Annotated in this window: 20 protein-coding genes; 7 read left to right on the forward strand and 13 right to left on the reverse strand. The window is 65.6% G+C overall.

Going from position 1 to position 25,423, the window contains the following annotated elements:
- Nucleotides 1–16: 16 nt before the first annotated feature.
- The 3 genes from JKL49_RS06700 to alaS all read left to right on the forward strand — a co-directional run bounded on the left by JKL49_RS06700 (nt 17) and on the right by alaS (nt 5,429).
- The gene (locus JKL49_RS06700) at nt 17–1,273 is read left to right on the forward strand and encodes an AMP-binding protein (protein WP_215339199.1); all 1,257 of its coding nucleotides are present in this window, start codon (nt 17–19) and stop codon (nt 1,271–1,273) included.
- A 169-nt stretch (nt 1,274–1,442) separates the two neighbouring features.
- Nucleotides 1,443–2,513 carry a recombinase RecA gene (gene recA, locus JKL49_RS06705; RefSeq protein ID WP_215339200.1) on the forward strand — a complete coding sequence of 357 codons (1,071 nt, stop codon included), beginning with the start codon at nt 1,443–1,445 and terminating at the stop codon, nt 2,511–2,513.
- A gap of 276 nt (nt 2,514–2,789) precedes the next feature.
- Entirely contained in the window at nt 2,790–5,429 is a 2,640-nt protein-coding gene (gene alaS / locus JKL49_RS06710; RefSeq protein ID WP_215339201.1) for an alanine--tRNA ligase, read from the forward strand.
- A 226-nt stretch (nt 5,430–5,655) separates the two neighbouring features.
- Here the strand turns inward: alaS and JKL49_RS06715 are convergent, their stop codons facing one another.
- The 8 genes from JKL49_RS06715 to JKL49_RS06750 all read right to left on the reverse strand — a co-directional run bounded on the left by JKL49_RS06715 (nt 5,656) and on the right by JKL49_RS06750 (nt 12,405).
- Nucleotides 5,656–6,435, reverse strand: a complete 780-nt coding sequence (locus tag JKL49_RS06715; RefSeq protein WP_215339202.1) for a helix-turn-helix domain-containing protein — start codon at nt 6,433–6,435, stop codon at nt 5,656–5,658.
- 188 nt (nt 6,436–6,623) lie between these two features.
- Nucleotides 6,624–7,469: a patatin-like phospholipase family protein gene (locus JKL49_RS06720; RefSeq protein WP_215339203.1), complete on the reverse strand. Its 846-nt coding sequence runs from the start codon at nt 7,467–7,469 to the stop codon at nt 6,624–6,626.
- Between the two features lie 247 nt (nt 7,470–7,716).
- A complete protein-coding gene (locus JKL49_RS06725; protein ID WP_215339204.1) occupies nt 7,717–9,072 on the reverse strand; it encodes an MFS transporter in 1,356 nt (451 codons plus the stop codon).
- Between the two features lie 414 nt (nt 9,073–9,486).
- Complete coding sequence (locus JKL49_RS06730; protein ID WP_215339205.1) at nt 9,487–9,888, reverse strand: MerR family transcriptional regulator; 402 nt, start codon at nt 9,886–9,888, stop codon at nt 9,487–9,489.
- Nucleotides 9,885–10,292 (reverse strand): nuclear transport factor 2 family protein, encoded by a 408-nt coding sequence (locus tag JKL49_RS06735; protein ID WP_215339207.1) that lies wholly within the window; start codon nt 10,290–10,292, stop codon nt 9,885–9,887. Before JKL49_RS06735 ends, JKL49_RS06730 begins: the two co-directional genes overlap by 4 nt.
- Before the next feature lie 110 nt (nt 10,293–10,402).
- Entirely contained in the window at nt 10,403–11,332 is a 930-nt protein-coding gene (locus JKL49_RS06740) for a hypothetical protein (RefSeq protein WP_215339209.1), read from the reverse strand.
- A gap of 58 nt (nt 11,333–11,390) precedes the next feature.
- Nucleotides 11,391–11,771, reverse strand: coding sequence for a VOC family protein (locus JKL49_RS06745; RefSeq protein ID WP_215339211.1), 381 nt, complete (start codon nt 11,769–11,771; stop codon nt 11,391–11,393).
- Nucleotides 11,772–11,829: 58 nt separating this feature from the next.
- Nucleotides 11,830–12,405 carry a DUF2939 domain-containing protein gene (locus JKL49_RS06750; protein ID WP_215339213.1) on the reverse strand — a complete coding sequence of 192 codons (576 nt, stop codon included), beginning with the start codon at nt 12,403–12,405 and terminating at the stop codon, nt 11,830–11,832.
- 173 nt (nt 12,406–12,578) lie between these two features.
- Here JKL49_RS06750 and JKL49_RS06755 point away from each other — a divergent pair, with 173 nt between their 5' ends.
- Nucleotides 12,579–13,394: an SDR family NAD(P)-dependent oxidoreductase gene (locus JKL49_RS06755; RefSeq protein WP_215339215.1), complete on the forward strand. Its 816-nt coding sequence runs from the start codon at nt 12,579–12,581 to the stop codon at nt 13,392–13,394.
- 227 nt (nt 13,395–13,621) lie between these two features.
- Nucleotides 13,622–15,796: a S9 family peptidase gene (locus JKL49_RS06760; RefSeq protein ID WP_215339217.1), complete on the forward strand. Its 2,175-nt coding sequence runs from the start codon at nt 13,622–13,624 to the stop codon at nt 15,794–15,796.
- A gap of 348 nt (nt 15,797–16,144) precedes the next feature.
- Here the strand turns inward: JKL49_RS06760 and JKL49_RS06765 are convergent, their stop codons facing one another.
- The gene (locus JKL49_RS06765; protein WP_215339219.1) at nt 16,145–16,963 is read right to left on the reverse strand and encodes a thioesterase family protein; all 819 of its coding nucleotides are present in this window, start codon (nt 16,961–16,963) and stop codon (nt 16,145–16,147) included.
- A gap of 103 nt (nt 16,964–17,066) precedes the next feature.
- Here JKL49_RS06765 and JKL49_RS06770 point away from each other — a divergent pair, with 103 nt between their 5' ends.
- Together JKL49_RS06770 and JKL49_RS06775 are read left to right on the forward strand one after the other, a co-directional pair.
- On the forward strand, nt 17,067–17,870 hold the full coding sequence (locus JKL49_RS06770; RefSeq protein WP_215342713.1) for a pseudouridine synthase: 804 nt from the start codon (nt 17,067–17,069) through the stop codon (nt 17,868–17,870).
- A gap of 386 nt (nt 17,871–18,256) precedes the next feature.
- Nucleotides 18,257–19,078: a flagellin gene (locus JKL49_RS06775; RefSeq protein ID WP_215339220.1), complete on the forward strand. Its 822-nt coding sequence runs from the start codon at nt 18,257–18,259 to the stop codon at nt 19,076–19,078.
- A gap of 144 nt (nt 19,079–19,222) precedes the next feature.
- Here the strand turns inward: JKL49_RS06775 and JKL49_RS06780 are convergent, their stop codons facing one another.
- From JKL49_RS06780 to JKL49_RS06795, 4 genes are all read right to left on the reverse strand, one after another.
- Nucleotides 19,223–20,443 carry an NADP-dependent isocitrate dehydrogenase gene (locus JKL49_RS06780; RefSeq protein ID WP_215339221.1) on the reverse strand — a complete coding sequence of 407 codons (1,221 nt, stop codon included), beginning with the start codon at nt 20,441–20,443 and terminating at the stop codon, nt 19,223–19,225.
- A gap of 193 nt (nt 20,444–20,636) precedes the next feature.
- Complete coding sequence (locus tag JKL49_RS06785; RefSeq protein WP_215339222.1) at nt 20,637–21,221, reverse strand: chemotaxis protein CheB; 585 nt, start codon at nt 21,219–21,221, stop codon at nt 20,637–20,639.
- Nucleotides 21,222–21,351: 130 nt separating this feature from the next.
- Nucleotides 21,352–21,735: a response regulator gene (locus JKL49_RS06790; RefSeq protein ID WP_215339223.1), complete on the reverse strand. Its 384-nt coding sequence runs from the start codon at nt 21,733–21,735 to the stop codon at nt 21,352–21,354.
- Nucleotides 21,736–21,737: 2 nt separating this feature from the next.
- Complete coding sequence (locus tag JKL49_RS06795) at nt 21,738–25,289, reverse strand: CheR family methyltransferase (RefSeq protein WP_215339224.1); 3,552 nt, start codon at nt 25,287–25,289, stop codon at nt 21,738–21,740.
- Nucleotides 25,290–25,423 lie beyond the last annotated feature (134 nt).

The following is a 25,423-nucleotide window of genomic DNA, read 5'->3' on the forward strand; positions in this document are numbered from 1 at the left end:
AACGCGGGTTTTGACGATGCCGGGTCTGGAGACATGGTGGCGCGATACAGATGCCGCACACCGCTACGTGACTGACCTTGTCGATGACGAGATATCGCGTCTCCGACCCGGATCTATCCTGCCGGCGCGGCCTTGGGCGAGGGAGCTAAGCCTCGTCGATTCGGCCGGCCTCGCGTGCGACTCTCTGGATCTGCTCAACTTGGCGAGCGCGGTCGCAGAGGCGGTGCAGATGCATCGAGCGGGCGTTGAGGACTACCTCCTGGCGCGGCGGACCATCGGCGACTGGGTGGATATTGTTGGCGCCTCCCTGGAACGCTTTTCGGAAGAGCTAACCTTCCGCACGTCGGGTACGACCGGGACGCCCAAAGCCTCGCAACACGCGGGGGTGAATCTCGCGCAGGAGATCGCCGAACTGGCGCCTCTCTTCCAGGGCCGCCACCGCATCCTCTGCGCCGCTCCGGCCCACCACATCTACGGATTCCTTTTCTCAATCCTTCTCCCCCAGCGACTGGGCGTCCCGGTGATCGATATCCGGGGCAGATCGCCGACCAGCGTCGGGGCGATGTTCCGTGACGGCGACCTGGTCATCGGGCACCCGGCCTTCTGGACGGCTTTCGTCCGGGCCGGGGTCTCCACGACATCGCAGGTGATGGGCGTCACCTCGACGGCGCCTTGTCCTGCGGATGTCGCGCGCGCGGTGACCGCACGTGGCGTGGCAAGTCTTGTCGAGGTCTATGGGTCGTCGGAGACGGCGGGCTTGTCCGTTCGGGAAAGTCCGGACTCGGCGTTTCGACTGTTTTCCTATTGGAGCCGCGGCTCCGACGACTCGTCTCTCGATCGGACGCTTTCCGATGGTTCGGTTGAGACGGTGGCCGCCCCGGATCACCTGGTTTGGTGCGATGAGCGCAGCTTTCACGTGGTGGGGCGCAGGGATCATGCCGTGCAAGTCGGCGGCGTCAACGTCATGCCGGAGCTGGTCCGTCAGCGCCTTCTGGAACACCCGATGGTCAAGGACGCGATGGTGCGTCTCATGAGGCCAGAAGAGGGCGCTCGCCTGAAGGCCTTCATTGTGCCGGTCGCACCGACCCTTGATGTTGTCACCCTGAGGCGCGACCTCGCGGCCTGGTGCGACGCCAGCTTCAGCGTTCCCGAGCGCCCGAAGGCGTTCAACTTCGGTTCGGAAGCGCCAAGCAGCGACATGGGCAAGCCCGCGGACTGGCCCATTTTCGAAGAGACGCCCTCCGGCGCCGGAGACTCAGGCTTAGACCGCTGAACCAAGCGAAGCCGAGGCGCCACCAGGGGTCCCTACGCCAATTTCGGTCGCACCCATCGAAAAGAACATCTTGTGAACAGAGAACAAACTAAGTACACCTGAGTCCGGCGGCGGGGAGAGCGATCTACCCCACCTGGTTGGCGGAATCATGGGATAGGGAGTGCTTGGTATGGCGTCTCAAACGGCTTTGAAACTCGTGGCAAGAGAAGACGGTGACAAGCAGCGCGCGCTGGAAGCAGCGATGGCGCAGATCGATCGGGCCTTCGGTAAGGGCTCGGTGATGAAGCTTGGCGACAAGAGCCACATGGAGATCGAGTCGGTCTCCACGGGGTCCCTGGGCCTCGACATCGCACTCGGCATCGGCGGCCTGCCCAAGGGGCGGATCGTGGAGATCTACGGGCCGGAAAGCTCCGGCAAGACCACGCTGGCCCTGCACGTGGTGGCCGAGGTCCAGAAGGCCGGCGGCACCGCGGCCTTCGTCGACGCCGAGCATGCGCTCGACCCCTCCTACGCCAACAAGCTGGGCGTGAACCTGGATGAACTGCTGGTCTCCCAGCCGGACACCGGCGAACAGGCCCTCGAAATCACCGACACCCTGGTGCGCTCCGGCGCCGTGGACATCATCGTCATCGACTCCGTGGCGGCCCTGACGCCGCGGGCGGAAATCGAAGGCGAGATGGGCGACAGCCTGCCCGGCCTGCAGGCCCGCCTGATGAGCCAGGCGCTGCGCAAGCTGACCGCCTCGATCTCCAAGACCCACACCCTGGTGATCTTCATCAACCAGATCCGCATGAAGATCGGGGTGATGTACGGCAGCCCGGAGACCACCACCGGCGGCAACGCCTTGAAGTTCTACGCCTCGGTCCGCCTGGACATCCGCCGCACCGGGTCGGTGAAGATCCGCGACGAGATCATGGGCAACAACGTCCGCGTGAAGGTCGTGAAGAACAAGGTGGCCCCGCCGTTCCGCGAGGTCGAGTTCGACATCATGTACGGCGAGGGCATCTCCAAGCTGGGCGAGATCATCGACCTGGGCGTCAAGGCCGGGGTCATCGAGAAGTCCGGCTCCTGGTTCTCCTGGAACAGCCAGCGCATCGGCCAGGGCCGCGACAATGTGCGTGAGTTCCTGAAGAACAATCCCGACATCGCCGATGCGATCGAAAAGCAGGTCCGCGGCGCCAAGGAAGTCATCCAGGAAGAACTGCTGGTCGGCCCCACGGCGGGCGAAGACGAGGAATAGGAGCCGGTCGGCGCGCGGGCTTCATCCGCCGCCGGACCACCTTTCCCCCGGTCACGTGGACGGCCGCTTTGGCCCTCGAAACCCGCCGCCGCGCCCCCGCCAACCGCGCGGCTGGCGGCGGAGGGCCAGACCCCGCACGGTCGTTCACGCAAGAGAAGGGCGCTCGGACTTCGGTCCGGGCGTCCTTTTTCTTTGCGGGGGGCTTCAAGTCTCGTAAACGGACCCCAATGTCGCAGCGCAATACGCGCCCCTTTTTGAAGTCTAGCGTCTAGAGCCATGCCGAGCCTGAACGAGATCCGCAGCGCCTTCCTGGGCTATTTCGAGAAGAATGATCACCTGATCATTCCGTCGGCTCCCCTCGTGCCGCAGAACGACCCGACCCTGCTGTTCGTCAATGCGGGCATGGTGCCGTTCAAGAACTACTTCACCGGCGCCGAGACTCCGCCCGCGCCGCGCGCGGCCTCGTCCCAGAAGTCGGTGCGCGCCGGGGGCAAGCACAACGACCTGGACAATGTGGGCTACACCGCCCGCCACCACACCTTCTTCGAGATGCTGGGGAACTTCTCCTTCGGCGACTATTTCAAGGAAGGCGCGATCGCCTACGCCTGGACCCTGCTGACCCAGGAATTCGGCATCCCGGCCGAGAAGCTGCTGGTCACGGTCTATCACACCGACACGGAAGCCGCCGATCTCTGGAAGAAGATCGCCGGCCTGCCCGACGACAAGATCATCCGCATCTCCACCAGCGACAATTTCTGGTCGATGGGCGACACCGGCCCCTGCGGCCCGTGCTCGGAGATCTTCTACGACCACGGCGCCCACATCCCCGGCGGCCCCCCCGGCAGCCCGGACGAGGACGGCGACCGGTTCGTGGAGATCTGGAACCTGGTCTTCATGCAGTTCGAGCAGTTCGCCGACGGCTCGCGCCAGCCCCTGCCCAAGCCGCAGATCGACACCGGCATGGGCCTGGAGCGCATCGCCGCGGTGCTGCAGGGCGTGCACGACAACTACGACATCGACCTGTTCCGCACCCTGATCGCGGCGTCCAAGTCCCTGGTGGCCGGCGGCTCCAACGGCCCCTCGCACCGGGTGATCGCCGACCACCTGCGCTCCACCAGCTTCCTGATCGCCGACGGCGTCTCGCCCTCGAACGAGGGCCGCGGCTACGTCCTGCGCCGGATCATGCGCCGGGCCATGCGCCACGCCCACCTGCTGGGGGCGCAGGAGCCCCTGATGCACCGCCTGGCGCCCGTGCTGATCGCCGAGATGGGCGGGGCCTATCCGGAGCTGCGCCGCGCCGAGCCGGTGATCGTCGAGACCCTGCGCCAGGAGGAGGAACGCTTCCGCCGCACGCTGGGCCGCGGCATGGCTCTGCTGGACGAGGCCACCGCCAAGATGAGCGAGGGCGGCGTGCTCTCGGGCGAGACCGCCTTCAAGCTCTACGACACCTACGGCTTCCCCGTGGACCTGACCCAGGACGCCGTGCGCGGTAAGGGCATGACCGTCGACATGGAAGGCTTCGATGCCGCCATGAACCAGCAACGCGCCCAGGCCCGCGAAGCCTGGACCGGCTCGGGCCAGGCCTCGGCCGCCGGCGAGTGGTTCGCCATCCGCGAGCGCCTCGGGTCCACCGTCTTCCTGGGTTACGACACCGTCGAGGCCATCGCCGAGCTGCTGGCCCTGGTGGAGGCTGGCGCGGAAATCGACAAGGCGCAGAAGGGCCAGACCGTCCAGGCCCTGTTCGACGCCACCCCCTTCTACGCGGAAAGCGGCGGCCAGGCCGGCGACACCGGCGAGGCCGAATGGGACGGCGGCAAGGGCAAGGTGATCGACACCCAGAAACAGGCCGGCGACCTGCACGTCCATGTGCTGGAAATCACCGAAGGCGCGCTCGCCCCCGGCGCGCGGGTGCGCTTGGCTGTGGACGCCGAGCGGCGCCTCTCCACGCGCTCCAACCACTCCGGCGCCCACCTGCTGCACGCGGCCCTGCGCAATGTTCTGGGCCCCCACGTCTCGCAAAAGGGCCAGATGGTGGATGGCGAGCGCCTGCGCTTTGACTTCAGCCACGGCGGCCCGCTGACCCTGGCCGAACTCGACGCCATCGAGACGCAGGTCAATGCGGTGATCCGCCAGAACCTGCCGGCCGTCACCAAGGAGATGGCCCCGGAAGAGGCCATCGAGGCCGGCGCCATGGCCCTGTTCGGCGAGAAGTACGGCGACAGCGTCCGCGTCCTGGCGCTGGGCAAGGCGCTGGAGGGTGACGGCGACTATTCGGTCGAACTCTGCGGCGGCACCCATGTGGCGCGCACCGGCGACATCGCCCTGTTCAAGATCGTCTCGGAAACCGGCGTGGCCGCCGGCATCCGCCGCATTGAGGCCCTGACCGGTGAGTCCGCGCGCCGCTACCTCAACGACCAGGCCGCCGTCGCCAAGGCCCTGGCCGACCAGTTCAAGACCCCGGTGGCCGAGGTCCTGGCCCGGGTCGACGCGCTCGACGCCCAGCGCCGCAAGCTGGAGAAGGACCTGGCCGACGCCAAGCGCCAGCTGGCCATGGGCGGCGGCGGCTCGGGCGGTGAAGCCACCGCCATCGAAGACATCGCCGGCACCAAGTTCATGGCGCGCGTCATGGACGGGGTCGGCGGCAAGGACCTGCGGCCCATCGTCGAGGAATACCGCAAGCAGGTCCCCGACGGCGTCATCGCCATGGTGGGCGTCGCCGACGGCAAGGCCGCCGTCGCCGTGGCGGTGATGGGCGCGGCCGCTTCGAAGTTCAACGCCGCCGAGCTGGCCAAGGCCGCCGTGATCGCCATGGGCGGCCAGGGCGCCGGCGGCCGCCCCGACTTCGCTCAGGGCGGGGCTCCGGATGGATCCAAGGCCGCCGACGGCGTGGCGGCGGTGAAGGCGGCGCTGGGCTAGGGGTTCCGACGAGAGGACTCCAACGACGACACCATCGGCGGGCAGCGTCTCGCCGGGAGAGGGCCATCCCGGAGGGAGTCAGACGCTTGGCCTTCGCCAACATGGCCAGCGGGCTCGCGACTGTCTCCCACGGCCCCGCCGGGAAGCGAGCCCTCAGGATATCGCCGTGCGGTGGAAAGTGGCCACCCGGAAGGTGACATCTGAGCGACCGCTTCGGCTCCACCTCTTAGCGGATGAAGTAACCATTCACCCGCCATGCCGGTCCCTCATGGGCCACCACAACGGTCTCAACGGCGTCAGGCTTGTTTGCGAACGCGGTCGCAAACTGGACAATCTTGTATTCGCCGTTCGGAGCGCCCGGAAGCGCGTTGGCGCTTGAAACGCTGTTGAGCGACCGCGAAGCCACAGGGCCAAACTGCTGTCGAAGGGGTTTCACTGTGGCGGCCCAACTGTCCTCCGTCAGCTGCGCCCTGAACAAGCGTCCGGACGCCTTCCAGCTCTCGCCCCAACGTTGCCCATCCAACAACTTCACCCATTTCTCGGCGGCGCTTACGCCCGCCTTGTCTGACGCAGGTGACACGGTGGAACCGCTGACCGCCTTCGTTGGGGCTGTGGTTTTGCCATCGTCATGCGGAACAGTTGCGACTACAGCCGCCGCCAACATTGCGAACATGATTGCACCTCCCAGGAGCCACGCGATGGTGCGAACCTCGCGTCGCGGTTTTTCGGACAGATCATGCTCATTGCCCTGCCTAAGTGGCGCGGCGACCCCAATTTGTTTGTCCCCCAAGATATTTGGACCCGGACCGTCCACCTGAGCCAGGAGCCTGGCGGCCTCCCGGCTGCTGCTGACTCCGAGCTTTCTCCGCGCTTCGCGCAGTCGCTCGTTGACCGTGTGTACCGACAGCCCGAGCGCGACGGCAATTGACTTGGCGTCATGACCGTTGAGGAGCAGACGGAGCGTCTCCTTCTCGCGCTCGGTGACAGTTCCAAAACGTTCATGCATCCGAACACCCCACCCTGGATTGCAATCTAACTTGGGGGAACGTGAGTCCGCTATGGGCCGTAGGCGCCCGTCGCCCTTCCGGCCAACCCCCTGACACCCGCCCGCTTTGGCCCTGGAACCCTACGTTCAAAACCGGAGAGACGCGGAGTGCGGCCCTTCAAGCCCTGGGCATTAGGCTAAGCGCCGCGTCAGTGTCTGTGCTCGAACACGGCCGGCGTGTCGGCGTGGTCGAGGCCGCCAGCGTCCAACCATGCCCGGGTCGCCTGCGCCCCACGCTCGATCAATTTCTCGGAGTGCTTGAAGTCGAACGGCGACACATCGAGCGGGCAGAGGTGCGGGGTCACGTGGACGATGGCCTTGCCTTCAATGATCTGCACATCGCGCGCCATCTGATTGCAGATGAGCAGGGTGATGGCGTGAAGTCCGAGGCCGGCCAGGCCAACCGGCGGACCGTCGAGCGCACAGGCATAGCCTGTTTGCAGGACGATGATGCGATTGGCGCCGAGTTCGAGGGCGGTCAAAATCGGTGTGTTACCGGCGATAGCGCCATCCATCAGATAGTCGTCGCCGATCCGCACGGACGGAAATGCGATCGGTATCGCCGCGCTTGCCAGCACGGCTTCCGCCGCGGGCCCCCGAGACAGGACCACCGTCGCCCCGCTCAGATTCGTCGCGACGACGTGAACCGGAAGCTTGGCCTGCTCGAGATCTCGGATCGGCAGATTGCGCTCAACCAGGGTTCTAAGATGGCGGGAGTCGAACAGACTGCCCCGGCCGAGCATGCGCAGCACGCCGGCGAACCCCACCGGGAAAATGTCGCTCCGCCGCAGCTTGCACCAGATCGACTCGAGCTGTTCGACGCCGGATGCGTCGGGCGCGCAGGCGAAAAAGCAGGCGTTCAGCGCGCCGACAGATGCGCCGACCAGAAAATCAGGCCTCTCGCCGGCGCGAACCAGCTCGCGAAGCGCGCCCACCTGGATCGCCCCCAGGCTACCGCCGCCGGCAAATACAAACGCGGTTCGTGTCGTGGTCATGCCCGACATTCAATAGCACCACGGCTCCACCGAATCGATTGGCCAAGCTTGATGGCGCCCGACCGCCGCGGGCCACGTGTCGTCAAAGCCAAGAAGCTGCAGGGCCGTCGACTATTTAGGTGACGGAATATCAAATGCGTCACGTCAGCTCGGCAGGTCCAGCCCGTCGCAAGAGGGCTGTGCAATTGGTATCACGTCACCGTAACCGGTAACCCGGGGGGAGGTGGCCCCTCCGAGAGACGCTGCCTCAGGTCCCGGGCATCACGGCGGAAGCCGGCGCCCCAGGAAGCGCGCTGGTCAGCCGAGAGTTTACCCTGACCGGCGCACTCTCGCGCAGCAGGTACATGGCGGCCAGGCCGATGAGCGAAACACCCGTCAGGTACCATGCGATGGACATCGGGCTGCCGGTCACGTGGAGCAGCCAGGTTATGAAGAACTGGGTCGTGCCGCCGAAGACCGCGACGGGGATCGAATAGACCAATGCAAACACCCGGGCGCGCACCGCCTTGGGGATGCTTTCGCTGATCGCGGCATAGACGGCGCCGTACATGAAGCCCGAGATGGCCGATAGGATCAGATTGGCGCTGATGAAGCTGGTCGCGTTCCGAGCCGTGGTGAGCCAGAGGAAGCAGGGAACGATCAGCAGGCAAAACAGCAGCTGCGGCCCAAGCATCACCGACCGGCGTCCAAACCGATCGCTGATCGCGCCGCCGGCCATGACCGCCACGATGCCGATGCCATTGTTGGCCAGCTCTCCGGCCATCGAGACGCTCGTCGAAAGCCGCAGGGTGTTCTGACCGAAGGTCGCCATGTACTGGAAGATGTAGCTCCCGATCGTGCCGCACGCGATGATCAGAAACCCGCAGACCACCGGCCGCATGTACTGCCGAAAAGGGCCGTGCGGAACGGCGGTGCTGTCTGGCGCTTGGATGGTCTCGGGGAGCGCGCGTCGGACATAGAGGGCGACGGGTACGATCGTGGCCCCCAACGCCAGCGCGATGCGCCAGCCGTAGGCCGACAATTCCGCGGGCGAGAGGACGAGCGAAAGGCCAAGACCGACAAGCGCCCCGATGGAGCCGGCGACGCCTTGGCTCGCACCCTGCCAGCTCATCGTCCAGCCGCGGCGCGCCGCCGTGGCGCTTTCCATCATGTAGATGGTCGCCGAGCCGACCTCGCCGCCGAGGGCGAAACCTTGGATCAACCGCGCGAGCACGGCGATGACGGGCGCAGCATAACCGATTGCGCTGAAGCCGGGCGTCAGCGCCAACATCAGGATTCCGACGCCCATCAAGCTCATGCTGATCAGCATGGCCGGCTTGCGGCCCACCCGGTCGGCATAACCGCCGAGGATATGCGCGCCCAGCGGACGTGTGATGAAACCCGCGCCAAAGGTGGCCAGGGATCCCATCAGGCTGAGGAAGCTGTTCTGGGAGGGGAAGAACGTCTGGCCGATCTGAATGGCGAAGAAGGCGAAGGTGATGAAATCGTAGAATTCGAGGCCGTTTCCGAGCGTCGCGGCGAATACCGCGCGGCGTCGTTCTCTCCGCGTCAGGAAATGGTCAAATTTGGCCGCGTCGCTCGCCGGGTCGTTCGGGACTTCCACGATCTTTTCTCCCGAATATTCAAGCGCTCCGGGTCTCACTTCAATCCCGGATGGGACGCTACGGAGCTAGACATCTGCAATGGAGAATAAATCACAGTCAATCGCCCACATTACAAACGTGTGTTCACCTGCCAATCAAAGCAACCTCGGGATGTAATCTAGGAGCCGGCTTTGAACACCAGCGCAGGCTGCGACGATTGCAGCTTCAAGCCGATGTTTAGCCATGACGAGCGCCGCCTGGTATTAAGGTGAAAGGATATCAAAGGGGCCGCTCGGCAGGTCCAGCCCGTCCCAATAGATTGCGCAATGGGTATCACGTCACCGTAACCGTCTATCCTGCACGCCCCCGCGCGTTTGGGTGCCGGACGAGCGCAAACGCGCTTTCCGGGATGACACTGTGGGCGACGCCCTAGCCTAGACTGGGCCGGCCTGCTTGCGGGGGCGGCGCTTGTTCCGGGCCCATTCGTCGTAGAAGGCGATCTTCGCGTCGATGTCGTCGACGGCGGCGCCGAGGTCGGCGATCTTGGCCTCGATCTCGGCGCGATGGTCCTTCAGCACTGACTTGCGCGCCTCCAGGGTGCGCCACCCCTGCATCGACAGCTCGGTCAGCCGCCGCATCTCCGCCACCGACATGCCGGTGCGGCGCATGCGTTCCAGGAACAGCAGGTGTTCGACATGCTCGTCCTCGTAGACCCGGCGGCCTCCGGCGTCGCGATCCACCGCTGGTATCAGGCCCTGGGCCTCATACCAGCGGATCGCATGGACGCTTCGATCCACGAGCTTGGCGAAGCGCCCGATGTGGTAGCGGATGCTCACCCCTTCAGCAGCTCCAGCACCGCCTCGGCGAGGGCTGAATCGAGGTACTCGCGCACTTCCTGCATCTTGCCGTCCGCCATCTCGATCACGAAACAGTAGCGGTTGTTGTAGGTCTTTCCGGACTTCAGCGTCACCGCCCCCTGCGCCTCGACGATCACGGCGTCGCCGGCGGCGAAGATGTTGGTGGCGGTGTTGGTGTAGGCGCTGGCGTATTGCTTCCGGAGCGGCGCGAACAGGTTGTCCCTCGCCCGCGCCCTGCCGTGATGGACGTCGCCCCAGACGCCGCCGACCATCGGACGCCAGATCACGTCCTCCGCCATGGCCTCGTAAAAGGGGCGATTGTCGCCGGTCGCCAGGGCCGCCATCGCCGTGGCGACGATCTCTTTGTTCTCGATAGTTTGCATCTCACTGGTCTCCATATTGAACCAGTGACGGAGGGAACACCCTAGAGCCTGCTCTAGGTCAATACCCCAATATGCGGCCCGTTTCCGGTGGTCGGTGGGCGGCCGCCGTCCTACCGCGCCATACACGTCACCTTGTTCAGCGGGAAGGTCGCCGCCTTCCGCCCCGCCTCGCTGTCGTAGAGGAATCCGCTGTCGTCGGGCAGCAGGGTGATGGCTTCCTGCTGGGCCAGGGGCGGGGCGCGGAAGATCGAGACGTTCTCGCCGGGGGTCAGCTTGGCCGGCACGCCGCCCGCCAGGTCAAAGCCCAGCTCCACCACCGCCATATAGGTCAGCAGCACCGCGCGCTTGCCGTCATGGCTGATGTCCAGGCCCGTCGGGATCCAGCCGTAGAAGGGCAGGTCCTTCAGCAGCCCAGGCAGGTCCAGCTCGCCCACCTTGGTGAAGACCTGCACGCCGTCGGTCTGGCGAAGCTGGCTGGCGCTGAGCCGGTAGACCGAGGCCGGACCCGGCCTGGTCATCTGCTTGTCCACGGGCTTGGTGACGACGAAGAGGTCGCCGCCCGGATGCACGGCGAAGGCCTCGACATTGTGCGGCCCGTCGGGATAGCGGGCGCGGACCACCCGTAGCGGCGTCTCGGTCTGCGCATAGGTCTTCTTCTCAGCCAGGATCGTGAAGGCCACCTCCGAGCGGGCGCCGGCGTTGTCGCCGGTGTCGCCGAGATAGAGGCAGGTCTTGGACCCGCACGGCCCCAGGGACATCTCCTCGATATCGGCGGGCTTGGGGCCCTTGAGGTTGACGATCTGCAGGTTCCCGCCGGCCATGTCGGTGATGAAGAACCGCAGGTCATCGCCGGAGTCGTTGTTGTGATAGAGCCGGCCGCGATGGGTCCGCGACGCCTCCAGGCCGCTGGCCTCGTCGATGGGTTTGGCGGCGATGGAGGCCGCCAGCACCGGCGAACTCCAGGCCTTGCAGACCCTGGCCTCGGCGCTGAGCGGCAGGCTGGCCATCAAGGCGCAGGCGAGGGCGGCGGCGATGCGCATGGCTTGGCTCCGGGATGACGAGGCCGGCACGATCCCGCCAGCCTCGTCCCTGGTCAAGCTAGGGCTTGGTGAAGATGCAGAGTTTGTTGCCGGTCAGGTCGCGGACATAGGCGCCGTAGAAGCTGGTGGAGTCGGCGGGCCTGGGTCCCGGCGCGCCCTCGTCGACCCCGCCGTTGGCGAGGGCCGCGGCGTGGGCGGCGGCGACCGCCTCCTGCGAGGGGGCCAGGAAGCCCACCATGATGCCGTTGCCGGGCCGCGCGGCCTCGCCGTCGAAGGGCGGGCAGATGAAGGTGTTGGCGTCGCCGTCCTTGGGGCCATAGCCGGCCCAGCCGCCGTCCAGGAAGGCGCGGTGGTAGCCGATGGCGCCCAGCACCGCATCATAGAAGGGCAGGGCGGCGGCGACATCCAGCGCCCCGATGGTGACGTATCCGATGGACATGAAATTCTCCCTCTCAGCTGGCGGCCAGCCTACTGGGATCGGAAGAACAAAACAAGAACTATGGTTGAGCTTCGTCGTCGTCCGGCAGGCGGATCTGCACCAGTTTCCACTCAAACCAGCCGCGCCGCTGGAAGGTGAAGACCGTCTCGCGCTCGGGCTTGTCGGGACCGCGCACCACGAACCGCGAGCGGTTCGGTCCCCAGTAGCGCAGGGAGGGCCAGGGCTCCTGGGCGGCGGTCAGCACCTGGTCCGACAGGCCCTCAGGCTGTGGCGGCTCAGCGGGCGCCTTGCCGGGCTCATAGCCGCGGGTCAGGTCGTGCAGGCCCTGGGCGCTGACATAGCGCTCCACGGCCGGCGGCGGCGGGGTGAGGGGCTCCAGCGCCCGCTTCATGGCGCCGATCGGATCGGTCCAGATGGTGGGGGCCGGCGCGGTGGTGGCGTTGGGCGTCGGGCCAAGCTGGCTCTTCAGGGTCCCGCGCACGGCGTTGTAATCCACCAGTTCGGCCAGGCCCTGGACGTCGCCGTCACGGGCGTCGGCCTTCAGGGCCCGGAAGGCGAACCAGGGGGCGGCGACGAAGGCCGCGGCGGCCCCCACCAGCAGGACCAGGATCAGGTTGAAGATGGTCCGCCACATGGGCTGAAGCCTCGCTGAAGTCGCACGATGATTAACATGAGCGGCCAAGCTTCCTAGAGGTTCCTCCCAGAAGGCGAGCCCTTCGGCAATCGGCGGCTTGCGCGGGCGGCCCAAGAGCGCGAGGTTTGCGCATTGTTTGAACCATAACAAAGCCCAGGGAGGGCGCTAATTTCATGTCGGCCAGCATCAACCCCAATGGAAATCTCAAGGGCAAGGTCGCCCTGGTCACCGGCGCCAGCCGCGGCATCGGCGAGGCCATCGCCGCCCGCCTGGCCATGGAGGGCGCCAAGGTCGTGGTCTCGGCCCGTACCGCCCAGGACGGCGAGAGCCGCCTGCCCGGCACCCTGATGGAGACCGTCGAGCGCATCAAGAAGGCCGGGGGCGAGGCCACCTTCATCAAGGCCGACCTGGCCCAGTCCATCGAGCGCGAGCGCCTGGTGGAAGAAGCCGTGGCCACCTACGGCCCCATCGACATCCTGATCAACAACGCCGCCATCACCTATTTCACGCCCGTCGTGGAGTTCACCGAGAAGCGCTTCAAGCTGATGATGGAGGTGCAGGTCTATGCGCCCTTCCACCTGTCGCAGCTGGTCCTGCCCTCGATGATCGAGCGCAAGACCGGCCACATCGTCAACATCTCCTCGCCCGCCGGCATCCACCCGGCCAAGCCCTATCGCGGCGGCCGCGGCGGCACGGTCTATGGCCTCTGCAAGGCGGCCCTGGAGCGGTTCTCCACCGGCCTGGCCTCGGAGGTCTATGCCGACAACATCGCGGTCAACGTGGTGTCGCCGGGCCTGGTGGACACCCCCGGCGTGGCCGTGCACGGCCTGATCAACGAGCAGTCCAAGGACCGCGTGCAGCCCATCGAGTTCATCGCCGAGGCGGTCTACCAACTGGCCAGCGGCGACCCCAAGACCCTGACCGGCCGCGTCGACTATGCCGAGCCGCTGCTGAAGGAACTGAACCTCAAGCCGTCCGAACTGGTCTGAGGTTGGGACGGAGAGGGCCCAGCCCCCTCCGTCTCCTCGCTTTGCTCGGATCCACCTCCCCCGATACGGCCTGCGGCCGGGGGGAGGAATGAACGCGAATTCCTCCCCCAGCGCGCAGCGCGTGTCGGGGGAGGTGGCGCGCGCGTCAGCGCGTGACGGAGGGGGCTAGGCCCCTTGCCAAGACCCGCGACCACGCCTTTCATCCCCGGCCCTACGGAGCGAGTGTGATGGCGAACGCGGAGAAACTGAGCGTCGAGCGCGTCTATGCGGCGCCGGACCTCACGGGGCCCCGGGCCCGGGGCGTGACCCTGTCGCCGGACGGCAAGTTGGTCACCTACCTCAAGGCCAAGGCCGACGACGTGCGGATGACCGACCTCTGGGTCGCCGACGTCGCCGGCGGCGAGCCGCGCCTGCTGCTGGACGCGCGGGATTTGATCCCCAAGGACCGCGAACTCTCGGAAGCCGAGAAGAGCCGCCGTGAACGCCAGGGCGTTCAGACAAGCGGCGTGGTGGCCTATGACTGGGACGAGGAGGGCCGCTTCATCCTGGTCCCGGTCGAGGGCGATCTCTGGCTCTACACGGTGGCCGATGGGACGGTCAGCCGCCTGACCCATTCCGCCGCCGACGAGATCGACGCCAAGGTCTCGCCCAGGGGCGGCTTCGTCTCCTTCGTGCGCGACGACAACCTCTATGTCCTGCGCTCCCAGGGCGGCGCGGAGCGGGCGCTGACCACCGACGGGACAGAGCTCCAGTCCTGGGGCACGGCCGACTACATCGCCCAGGAGGAGATGGCCCGTCAGACCGGCTATTGGTGGAGCCCCGACGAGACCCGCATCGCGCTCACCCATGTCGACCAGACCGGTGTGGACGTCGTCGAGCGGCTGGATATCGGGGCTGCGGGCGCCACCATCGTCCACCAGCGCTATCCCCGGGTCGGGCGGCCCAATTCGGTCGTCGATCTCTATGTCGCCGATGTCGCCACGGGCGCGCGGGTGAAGATCGACCTGGGCGCGGAGACCGACATCTACCTGGCCCGCGTCGACTGGGCCAAGGACGGCAAGACCCTCTATGTCCAGCGCCAGAGCCGCGACCAGCGCCGCCTGGACCTGCTGGCCGCCGATCCGGCCACGGGCCAGACGCGGGTTCTGCTCACCGAAATCAGCCCCCACTGGGTGGAGCTGACCTATGACTTCCGGCCGCTGAGCGACGGCGGCTTCCTGTGGTCATCGGAGCAGAGCGGCTACCGCCACCTCTACCGGCACGGCGCCGACGGCAGACAGATCGCCGCCGTCACCGCGGGCGACTGGCCGGTGGACGACATCGCCGGCGTCGACGAGGCGCGCGGGGTGGTCACCTTCACCGCCTTCAAGGACAACCCCATCGAGCGGCGGCTGTACGAGGTGTCCTACCTGACGCCCGCCGAGCCCAAGGCCATCACCCCCGCCGGCGGCTGGTGGACCGTGAAGATGGCCCGGGCCGGCGGCGCCTTCGTGGGATCCTACGAGGACCCGGCCACCCCGCCGCGCACCGGCCTCTACCGCGCGGACGGCAGTCTGGTCCGTTGGATCGAGGAGAACAGCCTCAACCACGCCCACCCCTACGCCCCCTATGCCGCGCGCCTGCGGACCCCGACCTATGGGACGGTGAAGGCCGCCGACGGTCAGGACCTCTGGTGGGCCCTGCGCACCCCGCCGGGCTTCGATCCTGCCAGGCGCTATCCGGTGATCGTCCAGGTCTATGGCGGGCCGGGCAGTTCCACGGTGCGCAAGATCTGGCAGAACCCCGCCGACCAGCTGTTCCTGGAGGCCGGCTACATCCTGTTCTCCCTCGACAACCGCGGCACGCCCCACCGCTCCGTGGCCTTCAAGACCGCCATCGACCGGCGGCTGGGCCAGCTGGAGGTGGACGACCAGATCGAGGGCGTGAACCACCTGAAATCCCTGCCCTATGTGGACCCCGCCCGCATCGGCGTCACCGGCTGGTCCTATGGCGGCTATATGGGGCTGCTGCTGATGACGGCGGAGAACAGCCCCTATGCGGCCACCGTGGCCGGGGCGCCGCCGACCGAATGGACGCTCTACGACACCCACTACACCGAGCGCTACATGGGCACGCCGGCCACCGATCCGGCCAGCTACGCCGACTCCGATGTGCTGAACCGCATCGACCGGCTGAAGCCCGGCGCCCTGATGCTGATGCACGGCATGGCCGACGACAACGTCACCTTCGACAACTCCACCCGGCTGATGGCGGCCCTGCAGGCCAGGGGCATCGCCTTCGAGACCATGATGTACCCCGGCCTGCGCCACCGCGCCGGCTGGACCCAGACCCACCTGCTGCACCGCATGCGGGTGACGCTCGACTTCTTCGGCCGCAAGCTGACGCCGGTGGCGGCGGAGTAGGGATGAGCCGTCCTTCTCCCCTTGCGGGAGAAGGTGGCGCGCGATTGCGCGCCGGATGAGGGGTCTCGCTCCGCACTCAGGACCACAACTCCCGTCATCCCGGGCGACCGCAGGGAGACCCGGGACCCAGAGGATTGATCGCGGCCCCTGGGTCCCGGCTCTTCGCTTCGCTACGGCCGGGATGACGGAGTGGGTTTGCTTGAAAGGTCTATCGACCCCTCATCCGACCGGTCGCTGACCGGCCACCGTCGAGAGCGAGCCGGGCTACTCAAGCCCGGCTATGCGTTTCGCCAACGCTTTGGCGAAGCGCCGCTCTCGACCCCGCAAGGGGAGAAGGCCGGGGTGGAGCTACTCCGGCGACCGTCTCTGCACCGGCCGGTACCAGCAGAGCTGTTCGCTGGTGGCCAGCAGCTTGCCGTCGCGGCTCCAGTAGCTGGAGCGTTCGTCCGAGGCGCCGCCGGCCCCGACCCGGCCCTCGCATTCCACCAGGATGAAGTCGTCGCCCACCTGGGCGAGCTCCTCGGTGGTGGCGTGCAGGTAGACGGTCAGCGAGAGGGTGGTGTTGTTGATGGTGCGGCCCAGCGCATACATGGCGCGCGGCGCGGAGTTGTCGGTGACCATGCCCAGCAGGGCCTTGTCCCATGGAGCCCGCCGCGATCGCACCCAAACCAGCGATCGAGAGTCTCCGCTGACCTGCGGCGGGAAGATATCCTGGCCCCGGCGTTCGAAGGCCTGGGCGCCGTAGTGCAGGGGCGTGCCGGGATGTTCGGGGCTGGGCAGGCTTTCCGGGGACGGCGCGTCGGGCATGGTGGCGAAGGCGAAGGCCGGGGTCTCCGGCCGCTTGGCCATGGTGACCATGCCGTGCACGCCCACCTGGTCCGAGCCCGCCGCCAGCAGTTCGACTTCCCACACCCCGATCGACCCCCCCTGGCGCAGCCGCCGTGTGCGGATGTCCACCTGGCCCGGGGGCAGGGCGGCGGCGTAGGTGAGGGTCAGGGACAACGCCTCGCCCACCGCCTCGGGCTCGGCCTCCAGCACCTTGATGAACAGGCCGATGGCGTAGCCGCCCCACAGCCCGCCGCCGGGGTTCTGCCATCCCGGCCCGGCGAAGGTGGTCCAGCGGCCGGGCGAGACCGGGGTGAGGGCGATGGAGTCGGACTGGGTCATGGCCCGTCTCTAACCCAACGCCCCAGCGTCATGGAAGGCCGGGCTGACGACCCGGGAGGTCACGATGGGTGACCGGGGCGGTGTGGGGCTGCTAGACAGCCGCATGGCCTGGACCAAGACCTATGACGAAGCCGAGCCGCAGCGGGTCAACCGCTGGCTGGCCCAGAGCGGGGTGTGCTCGCGGCGCGAGGCCGAGGGGCTGATCCTCCAGGGGCTGGTGACCATCGACGGCCAGATTGTCGAGGACGCCGGGCGCAAGATCGAGCGGGGCCAGACCCTGGTGCTCAGCGACGGCGCTCAGTCGAAGCTGGAAGCCACCCTGACGGTGGTGATCAACAAGCCGGTGGGGATCGTCTCGGCCCATGCCGAGCCCAGCCAGATCCCCGCCGTGCGCCTGCTGACCGCCGGCGCCCTCTATGGCGCCGACGCGGTGATCCCCAGCCTGGAGAACCGGCTGGCCCCGGTCGGCCGCCTGGACATGGACTCGCGCGGCCTGCTGATCCTCTCGGAGGATGGCGTGGTGGCCAAGGCGGTCATCGGGCCGGAGTCGGACCTGGAGAAGGAATACCGGGTCAAGGTGACGGGGCAGATCACCGACAAGAAGCTGGCCATGCTGCGCCACGGCCTGCAGCTCGACCGCCGCCAGCTGCGCCACGCCAAGGTCACCCTGATCGGCGACCAGATGCTGCGCTTCGTCCTGAAGGAAGGCCGCAACCGCCAGATCCGCCGGATGTGCGACCTGGTGGACCTGCGCGTGGCGGACCTGCAGCGGGTGCGGATCGGATCGCTGAAGCTGGGCGATCTGCCCGAGGGCCGTTGGCGGCCGATCACGGCCCAGGAGCGTGCGGAGCTGATCAACCCCCCGGCGCACCCCGAACGACTGAAGACCGGCAAGACGTCGTCCTGACGCGCCCCGCGTGCGGTGGCAGCCTGTCGGTGCGAGGGGCCCCTCGCAAAGATTTCGAAGACCTGAATTGAGCGGCCCAAAGATTTCGAAGGCCTGAATTGATGGGGGCTTGAGTCGGCGAACGCCTGGGTTGAATCCGCCGAGAGTCTTCAGCGGCCAAAACACCGTTACGCCAGGTAGGGCCTCGGATTCTCGCAAGGCGAGTGTCTTCGACCGCCAGATGCGACACTTCGTCTCGATGGCCGGTCAATGGAATTTCGATTCACGATTCCGCAATACTTCCTTAGGCGGCCCGAAAGACTCATCTGGTATAGATTAGGCAGAGCAAAAATGCTTACGTCCATTAAAAATAATGGATGAAACCTAAAAAATGTGGGGTTTATTAGATGCCGAATAGCGTCAATACAAACGTAGGGGCGATGATCGCCCTCCAAAATCTCAATCAAACCAGTAGTGAGTTGATGCAAGTCCAGGCCCGCATCAATACGGGCAAGAAGATCGCCTCGGCCAAGGACAACGGCGCGATCTGGGCCATCGCCCAGAACCAGCGCGCCACCTCGTCCTCCCTGAACGCGGTCCGCGATTCCCTTCAGCGGTCCCAGTCCACGGTCGACGTGGCCATCGCCGGCGGCGAGGCGGTCTCCGACCTGTTGCTGCAGATGAAGGAGAAGGCGCTCGCCGCGTCGGACTCCAGCCTCGACACCGCCTCACGCACCGCGCTGAACGAGGACTTCAAGGCGCTCCGCGATCAGGTCGCGAAGTCGGTTTCCAACGCAACCTTCAACGGTGTGAACATGATCGGTTCTGGTGGAACCACTATCGCCGCCCTGGCCAATGACGACGGCACCTCGAAGATCACGGTCCAGGCGCAGGACCTCTCCCTGGGCGGCATCGGGCTCGCCTCGACCTCGTCGGTGGGAACCCAGACCCTGGCGGTCCAGATGGTCACCGATGTCGGGACGGCGATCGGCAATGTCTCGACGGCCCTGTCGAAGCTGGGCACGGGTTCCAAGGCGATCTCGGCCCACCTAAGCTTCGTGGGCAAGCTGCAGGATTCCATCGACGCCGGGGTCGGCAATCTGGTGGACGCCGACCTTGCCCGGGAAAGCGCCCGGCTGACCTCGCTGCAGACCAAGCAGCAGCTGGGGGTGCAGGCGCTGTCGATCGCCAACACCTCGTCGGCGACGGTGCTGAATCTGTTCAGGTAGATCGGTGGCTGGACCGCCCGTCTCGGGCGGTCCGAGTCCGAGAGCGCGTTCCGAAAAGTGGGAACCGGTTTTCGGATAAAACGCGCGTCAAAACAAAAAACCAGAGCGGCGATCTGATTCCATCAGATCGAAACCCGCTCTGACTCAGGCCGGTTGGGCCAGGGCCTTGTCGAGGTTCACGGCGACCTTGTCGATGAAGCCCTCGGTGGTCAGCCAGCCCTGGCTGTCGCCCACCAGCAGCGCCAGGTCCTTGGTCATGGAGCCGCTTTCCACGGTCTCCACGCAGACGCGCTCCAGGGTGCGGGCGAAGCGGTCCAGCTCGGGGTTGCCGTCCAGCTTGGCGCGGTGTTCGAGACCCCGCGTCCAGGCGAAGATCGAGGCGATGGAGTTGGTCGAGGTGCTTTCGCCCTTCTGGTGCTGGCGGAAGTGGCGGGTGACGGTGCCGTGGGCGGCCTCGGCCTCCATGGTCTTGCCATCCGGGGTGATCAGCACCGAGGTCATCAGGCCCAGCGAGCCGAAGCCCTGGGCGACCTGGTCGGACTGCACGTCGCCGTCGTAGTTCTTGCAGGCCCAGATGAAGCCGCCTGACCACTTCAGGGCCGAGGCCACCATGTCGTCGATCAGCCGGTGCTCATAGGTGATGCCGGCTTCCTTGAACTGCGCGGCGTACTCGGCGGCGAAGATCTCGGCGAAGATGTCCTTGAAGCGGCCGTCATAGCCCTTGAGGATCGTGTTCTTGGTCGACAGGTACAGCGGATAGGTGCGCTGCAGGGCGTAGGCGAACGACGCGTGGGCGAAGTCGCGGATCGAGTCGTCCAGGTTGTACATGGCCATGGCCACGCCGGCGCCGGGATAGTCGAACACCTCGTGCTCGATGACCTGGCCGTCCTTGCCTTCCCACTTGATGGTCATCTTGCCGGGGCCAGGCACCTTGAAGTCGGTGGCGCGGTATTGGTCGCCAAAGGCGTGGCGGCCGATGATGATCGGCTGGGTCCAGCCGGGAATCAGCCGGGGCACGTTCTTGCAGATGATCGGCTCGCGGAAGACGACGCCGCCCAGGATGTTGCGGATCGTGCCGTTGGGCGACTTCCACATCTTTTTCAGCTTGAACTCTTCGACCCGGGCCTCGTCGGGGGTGATGGTGGCGCACTTGATGCCGACCCCGTACTTCAGGATCGCCTCGGCCGACTCGATGGTCACCTTGTCGTCGGTGGCGTCGCGGTGCTCCATGCCCAGGTCGTAATAGGCCAGGTCGATATCGAGATTGGGCAGGATCAGCTTGTCCTTGATCCACTGCCAGATGATGCGGGTCATCTCATCGCCATCGATATCGACGACAGGATTGGCGACTTTGATCTTGGCCATGAGGGCGATGCGCTCCGGGGCGTAAAATGGGGTTTGGGGCCGTATACTAGGCGTCGGCCTCCACGCAAAGGCCGCGCACGGCGCCAGCCGGAAACTAGCGACACAAACCCCTCAAGCGGCCCGGACCACCGCGACCACCGGCCACCGCATCACGGGCCGTCCGGTGTTCAGCGGCACGCTTGCGCAATTGATATCATGTCAGCGAAGTCGGGTCCCCGTCTGCGATCCGCCGGATTTCCATCGCGATCCCTTCGGGCGACAGAACGAAGTCGATGCAGCCACTGTCGATGGCGCTCTGCGGCATGTCAGGCTGACCGGCCGTATCGAGCTTCTGGGCGATCGTGATCCCCCCGACGTCTCTTATGCCGCACAACGCGGCCGCCCCGTCGCCGTCATAGCCCGAGACGATGACCGCGATCAGCTGGCCGCTCCAGTTCTCCGTCAGCGAGCGCAGGAAGACCGTGATGACATCGGGCCAACCCCATGGTTTCGAGATCGGCTTCAGTCGGAACTCGCCATTCAGAACGTGGAGATCACGCTTTTCCGGAATGATGAACACGCAGTTTGGGCGCACGTCCAACCGCTCTGAAATCAGCTCCACGGGCATGGAGGTGTAGCGCGGCAGGATCTCGTGCAGCCGCGTCGCCACGGTCCGCAGGTGATTTACGATGACGATGGCGACGCCCAGGTCGGCCGGCAGATTTTGAAGCAGCCGGATATAGGCGTCGAGACCGCCGGCCGAGCCGCCGACACAAACGATGGGGAAGTCTTTAGCCATAGCCGAGCCCACCTATGCACCAGCAAGGTAAGCTCGCCGAGGGTCGATGACCTACGACCGCGGACCCCGCGCCAACGGCGCCAAATTGAGAGTTACCATCGCGCTTTTCGCAAACCTGCTCGGCGCGCTTCTACGGACCAGAATTTACCGCCCTGGCGCATAGCTCGCGTATTTCCTTGTCCAGCTGTGCGCCCGTGAAGGGCTTCGAAAGGCGGGCCTCTTTCTGCAGTCGCTTTGGCAAGGTCTGCTCGCCATAGCCACTCAGCAACAACACCGGCAAACCGCGCTTCAGAAGCATGTCGGCCACGGGATAGGAATGGCCGCCGCGGATGTTGATGTCGAGGATCGCGCACCCAAGCGCCGCGTTAGCCGCGACCTCCAGCGCCTCGTCAAGCTCGGCGATTGGACCTATGACTTCGTGACCAAGGCCTTCCACCGCGTCCTCGATGTCCATTCCAATCAGAGGTTCATCTTCGACCACGAGCACCCTGAATCCTACGGCGTCGTCTGCCATCGCTAAGTTCCCAACGGAACTGCGGAGCGGATGCGGCCAATGTCCTCAGAAAACGGCACCGAAATCTGGCATCGAACCCCGGCTTCGAGGAATTCACGGTTCACTTCGGCATTGAGCCCTCGAGCCAGACTGATCTCGATGAGCTTTGTACCGAAGCCTCGACGGGAGGGGGGCGCAACAGGCGGGCCGGCGGTTTCTCGCCACATGATTTTGAGCTCTGATTTCCCCTTGGCTCCCGTAACGCGCCAGTTCACTTCGAGATGCCCCTCCTCGGTCGAAAGGGCGCCGTACTTGACGGAATTCGTCGCCAACTCATGGATCGCCAACGCCAGGCTCAGGTTGGCTCTCGATGACAGCACCACATCGTCGCCCGACATGGTGACGTTCGAGCGCTGCATGTAGGGCCGTAGCTCCGTCGCCACGAGTTCGCGCAGCGAACCTTCGACCCCGCCAAGTTCGGTCAATAGGCCATGGGCGCGCGAGATCGCCTGGATGCGACCTTCGATGTCGGCCCTCGCGGCCTCGACGCTCCCGCCCGCTTTGAGCGTTTGAGTGACCACTGAAGAGACGACGGCCAGGATGTTTTTTACGCGATGATCCAGTTCGGCCATCAGCATTTCGGCGCGCTCCTGGGCGGCTTTGCGCTGGGCGATATCGCGGGCTACGGCTGACGCTCCGATGATCGTGCCCGACGCATCACGCATCGGGGAGATCGTCAGCGACACGTAGATCACCCGGTCGCCCTTGGTCACCCGGCTGATGTCGATATCCGAGATCAGTTCCCCGCGCCGCAGCCGTACCAGATTGTCCGGCCATTCATTGATCTGAACGTCGTCCAGCAAGGTGGACATTGGTTGCCCGATGATTTCGTCGGCGGTGTAGCCGTAGATCTTCTCCGCACCTGCGTTCCAACTGGTGATCTTCCCGTCGAGGTCGTGACTGAGGATCGCGTCTTGAGACGAGGCGACGATGGCCGCCAGATGGGCCCTGTCGCGCTCGAGCCGCTTGCGCTCGGTGATATCGATGAGCGTGATGACCACGCCGTCGATGACGTTGTTGAGATCGCGGTAGGGCTTCACCCGCATCAGATAGGTCGACGCGCCATCCTCCGACTCGGCCTCGCGCTCCAGGGAGCCGAGGTCGCGCAGCACGGTGGCGATGTCCTTGGTCAAGGCCGAGCCGGCCAGGCGGGATGCGAAATCGCCGATCGGCCGACCTTCGTCGCCCTCCCGCACGTTGAAGATTTCAGTGATCGCTGGCGTGAACCGGCGGATGCACGACTCATTGTCGAGAAAGAGGGTGGCGATCGAGGTGCTATCGAACAGATTGGCCAGATCGCTGTTGGACCGGACGAGACTGTCGGCTCGGTTGTTCAGCTCCGCATTGACGGTTTGCAGCTCCTCATTGATCGACTGCAGTTCTTCCTTTGAGGTCTCGAGCTCTTCAACCGTTGAATGAAGCTCTTCGTTGACCGATTGGAATTCCTCGTTGGAGCTCTGTAATTCCTCGTTCGCTGTTTCCAGCTCTTCGGTGATGGTCTGCAGCTTCTCCCGCGCGGCGATCAGATCGCCATGGTCTGTGTCGGAGGCGGGGGAACTGGCGTGGAATTGATGGGTGACATCGGACGCAACGCGTGGGGTGAGTTCCTGGAAGGCGAGCAGGAGACATCGCTGCCCTCCGACCGGCTCCGCCATGGGCTCGGCGATCAGATTTATTGTCTGGGCCTGGCCCGCGACCTCGAAGGTCACATGCTCCTGAACCGGCCGCTGGGCTTCGAGCGCCTTTCGGACAAGTGACCGGACCGGCGAGCGCAGTTGGGCGTGCAGCATCCGAAAGAGATTGAGGCTGGCGCCGCCGCTGACCGGCTCCATGAACTTCGCGACCTGACCCGAGAAGCGCTGGATCTCGTGCTGACCGTCGAAGACGATATAGGCAGGTGCATATTGCGCCATCATCCGGGCGGCCTGGGCGTCGATGCCCTCGGCCTCGGTGGGCGGCTTGGTCGATGACGCCTTCGTCATTCGGAGACTGGATGGGGATCGCGGAACCTCAGCGGCCACATCGAGCCGCCTGAAAATCCGACTACGCTTGTCGAACACCTTGAAGAGCCGCGTGCTCGCCGCAAGGGTCTCGGATGGACCGAGCCACAGGAGACCATCAGGTTTGATTCCGTAATGAAAGGTTGCGATGACGCGTTGCTGCAACGCCGGCTCGAAGTAGATCAGAAGGTTGCGGCAAGACACCATGTCGAGTTTCGAAAATGGTGGGTCCTTTACGAGGTCGTGGGTCGAGAAAACGCACATCTCGCGGATATGTTTTGCGACCCGGTAGCGCTGCCCTTCCTTGACGAAGTGTTTCTCGAGCCGTTCCGTCGTGGTGTCGGCTTCTATGGAGTCGCTGTAGAGGCCGGCGCGGGCGACCGTAATCGCCCGGTCATCGATATCGGTCGCGAAGACCGTGACCTGTCGTGGCGATTCGGCCTTCGCCAACGCCTCTTTGAACAGGATAGCGAGCGAATAGGCTTCCTCGCCGGTCGCGCAGCCGGCCACCCACACGCGCAGGGGTTGGTCCGGATCACCCCTGGCGATCAAATCCGGCAACGCGGTCTCCGCCAGGGCCTCGAACATCGCCGCGTCGCGGAAAAACCGCGTTACGCCGATCAGAATCTCCCGGAACAGCAGTTCGGGTTCATCCGGCAATGAGCGCAGCAACCCGATGTATTGCCGGGGATCCTTGACGCGAAGCACCTGCATCCGTCGGTGGACCCGTCGCATCAGGGTGCTGGACTTGTATTGACTGAAGTCTCGCCCGATCCGGCTGTTGAGCACGGCGCAGATCGTCATCAGGTATTTGGCCCGGCCTGTTCCAGCCCCTTCAGACAGGTCATTGATTGCGGCATTGTCCTGGAAGTCGCGATATTCCAGCAAACGCGCCGGCATCTCCTGGGGTTGGAGCACATTGTCCACAAAGCCGCCCGCGGTCGCGCTCTGAGGCATGCCAAACTTGGCGCGATGGTCGAAGGCGGCCTCGCTGAGCGTCAGCCCGCCGCCCTCCTTGATGGCTTGGACCCCGATCGTGCCGTCGCTGCCGAACCCCGAAAGAATGATCCCGACGGCGTTCTCACCCTGGTCCTCGGCCAACGACACAAGGAAAGTGTCGATCGAGGACTGCCGGGCGGTCGGCGTCTCAGGTGGCGCGACGCGCAGAACGCCGCCCTCGATTTTCAGGATCGCGTTCTGAGGGATGACCGCGACAGTGTTTGGAGCCGCTATGGTTCCGTCGACGGCCTTCACCACGGGCATCGCGGTGCATTCGCCAAGGATCTCGGCCAGCGCACTGTTGTAGTCGGGGTCCAGATGCTGGACCAGGACGAACGCCATGCCGCTATCGGCGGGCATCTCGGAAAAGAATGACCGGAAGGCGTCTAGACCGCCGGCAGACGCGCCGATGCCCACGATCAGATGGCCCGCGCGCCCCGTCCCGGTGTCGATTGGGCCGCCGCCCGACGTGTTCGTCGCAGCCTGGACGCGTGGAGGTGATCTAGGCTTGGCCATGCCTATCATTCGGCGTGAACCGCCGCCAACGCAATGACCCGCTTTACGATGCTTTACGGTTGCTCGCGGGGCTTTGCGGGGACATGGACTTTACGGGGGACTTTACGGGGGCTTTACGGGGACATGATATCAAT

Origin of the sequence: Phenylobacterium glaciei, assembly GCF_016772415.1 — a bacterium.
Taxonomy (GTDB): Bacteria; Pseudomonadota; Alphaproteobacteria; order Caulobacterales; family Caulobacteraceae; genus Phenylobacterium; species Phenylobacterium glaciei.

Excerpts from the sequence above, each read along its gene's own strand:
- JKL49_RS06780 (WP_215339221.1), bottom strand. The coding sequence starts at position 20,443 with ATGGCCAAGATCAAAGTCGCCAATCCTGTCGTCGATATCGATGGCGAT.
- JKL49_RS06700 (WP_215339199.1), top strand. The coding sequence starts at position 17 with ATGCCGGGTCTGGAGACATGGTGGCGCGATACAGATGCCGCACACCGC.
- JKL49_RS06715 (WP_215339202.1), bottom strand. The coding sequence starts at position 6,435 with ATGCATGAACGTTTTGGAACTGTCACCGAGCGCGAGAAGGAGACGCTC.
- JKL49_RS06740 (WP_215339209.1), bottom strand. The coding sequence starts at position 11,332 with ATGCGCATCGCCGCCGCCCTCGCCTGCGCCTTGATGGCCAGCCTGCCG.
- alaS (WP_215339201.1), top strand. The coding sequence starts at position 2,790 with ATGCCGAGCCTGAACGAGATCCGCAGCGCCTTCCTGGGCTATTTCGAG.
- JKL49_RS06760 (WP_215339217.1), top strand. The coding sequence starts at position 13,622 with ATGGCGAACGCGGAGAAACTGAGCGTCGAGCGCGTCTATGCGGCGCCG.
- JKL49_RS06745 (WP_215339211.1), bottom strand. The coding sequence starts at position 11,771 with ATGTCCATCGGATACGTCACCATCGGGGCGCTGGATGTCGCCGCCGCC.
- JKL49_RS06775 (WP_215339220.1), top strand. The coding sequence starts at position 18,257 with ATGCCGAATAGCGTCAATACAAACGTAGGGGCGATGATCGCCCTCCAA.
- JKL49_RS06785 (WP_215339222.1), bottom strand. The coding sequence starts at position 21,221 with ATGGCTAAAGACTTCCCCATCGTTTGTGTCGGCGGCTCGGCCGGCGGT.
- JKL49_RS06795 (WP_215339224.1), bottom strand. The coding sequence starts at position 25,289 with ATGGCCAAGCCTAGATCACCTCCACGCGTCCAGGCTGCGACGAACACG.
- JKL49_RS06750 (WP_215339213.1), bottom strand. The coding sequence starts at position 12,405 with ATGTGGCGGACCATCTTCAACCTGATCCTGGTCCTGCTGGTGGGGGCC.
- JKL49_RS06720 (WP_215339203.1), bottom strand. The coding sequence starts at position 7,469 with ATGACCACGACACGAACCGCGTTTGTATTTGCCGGCGGCGGTAGCCTG.
- JKL49_RS06755 (WP_215339215.1), top strand. The coding sequence starts at position 12,579 with ATGTCGGCCAGCATCAACCCCAATGGAAATCTCAAGGGCAAGGTCGCC.
- JKL49_RS06735 (WP_215339207.1), bottom strand. The coding sequence starts at position 10,292 with ATGCAAACTATCGAGAACAAAGAGATCGTCGCCACGGCGATGGCGGCC.
- JKL49_RS06790 (WP_215339223.1), bottom strand. The coding sequence starts at position 21,735 with ATGGCAGACGACGCCGTAGGATTCAGGGTGCTCGTGGTCGAAGATGAA.
- JKL49_RS06765 (WP_215339219.1), bottom strand. The coding sequence starts at position 16,963 with ATGACCCAGTCCGACTCCATCGCCCTCACCCCGGTCTCGCCCGGCCGC.
- JKL49_RS06770 (WP_215342713.1), top strand. The coding sequence starts at position 17,067 with ATGGCCTGGACCAAGACCTATGACGAAGCCGAGCCGCAGCGGGTCAAC.
- recA (WP_215339200.1), top strand. The coding sequence starts at position 1,443 with ATGGCGTCTCAAACGGCTTTGAAACTCGTGGCAAGAGAAGACGGTGAC.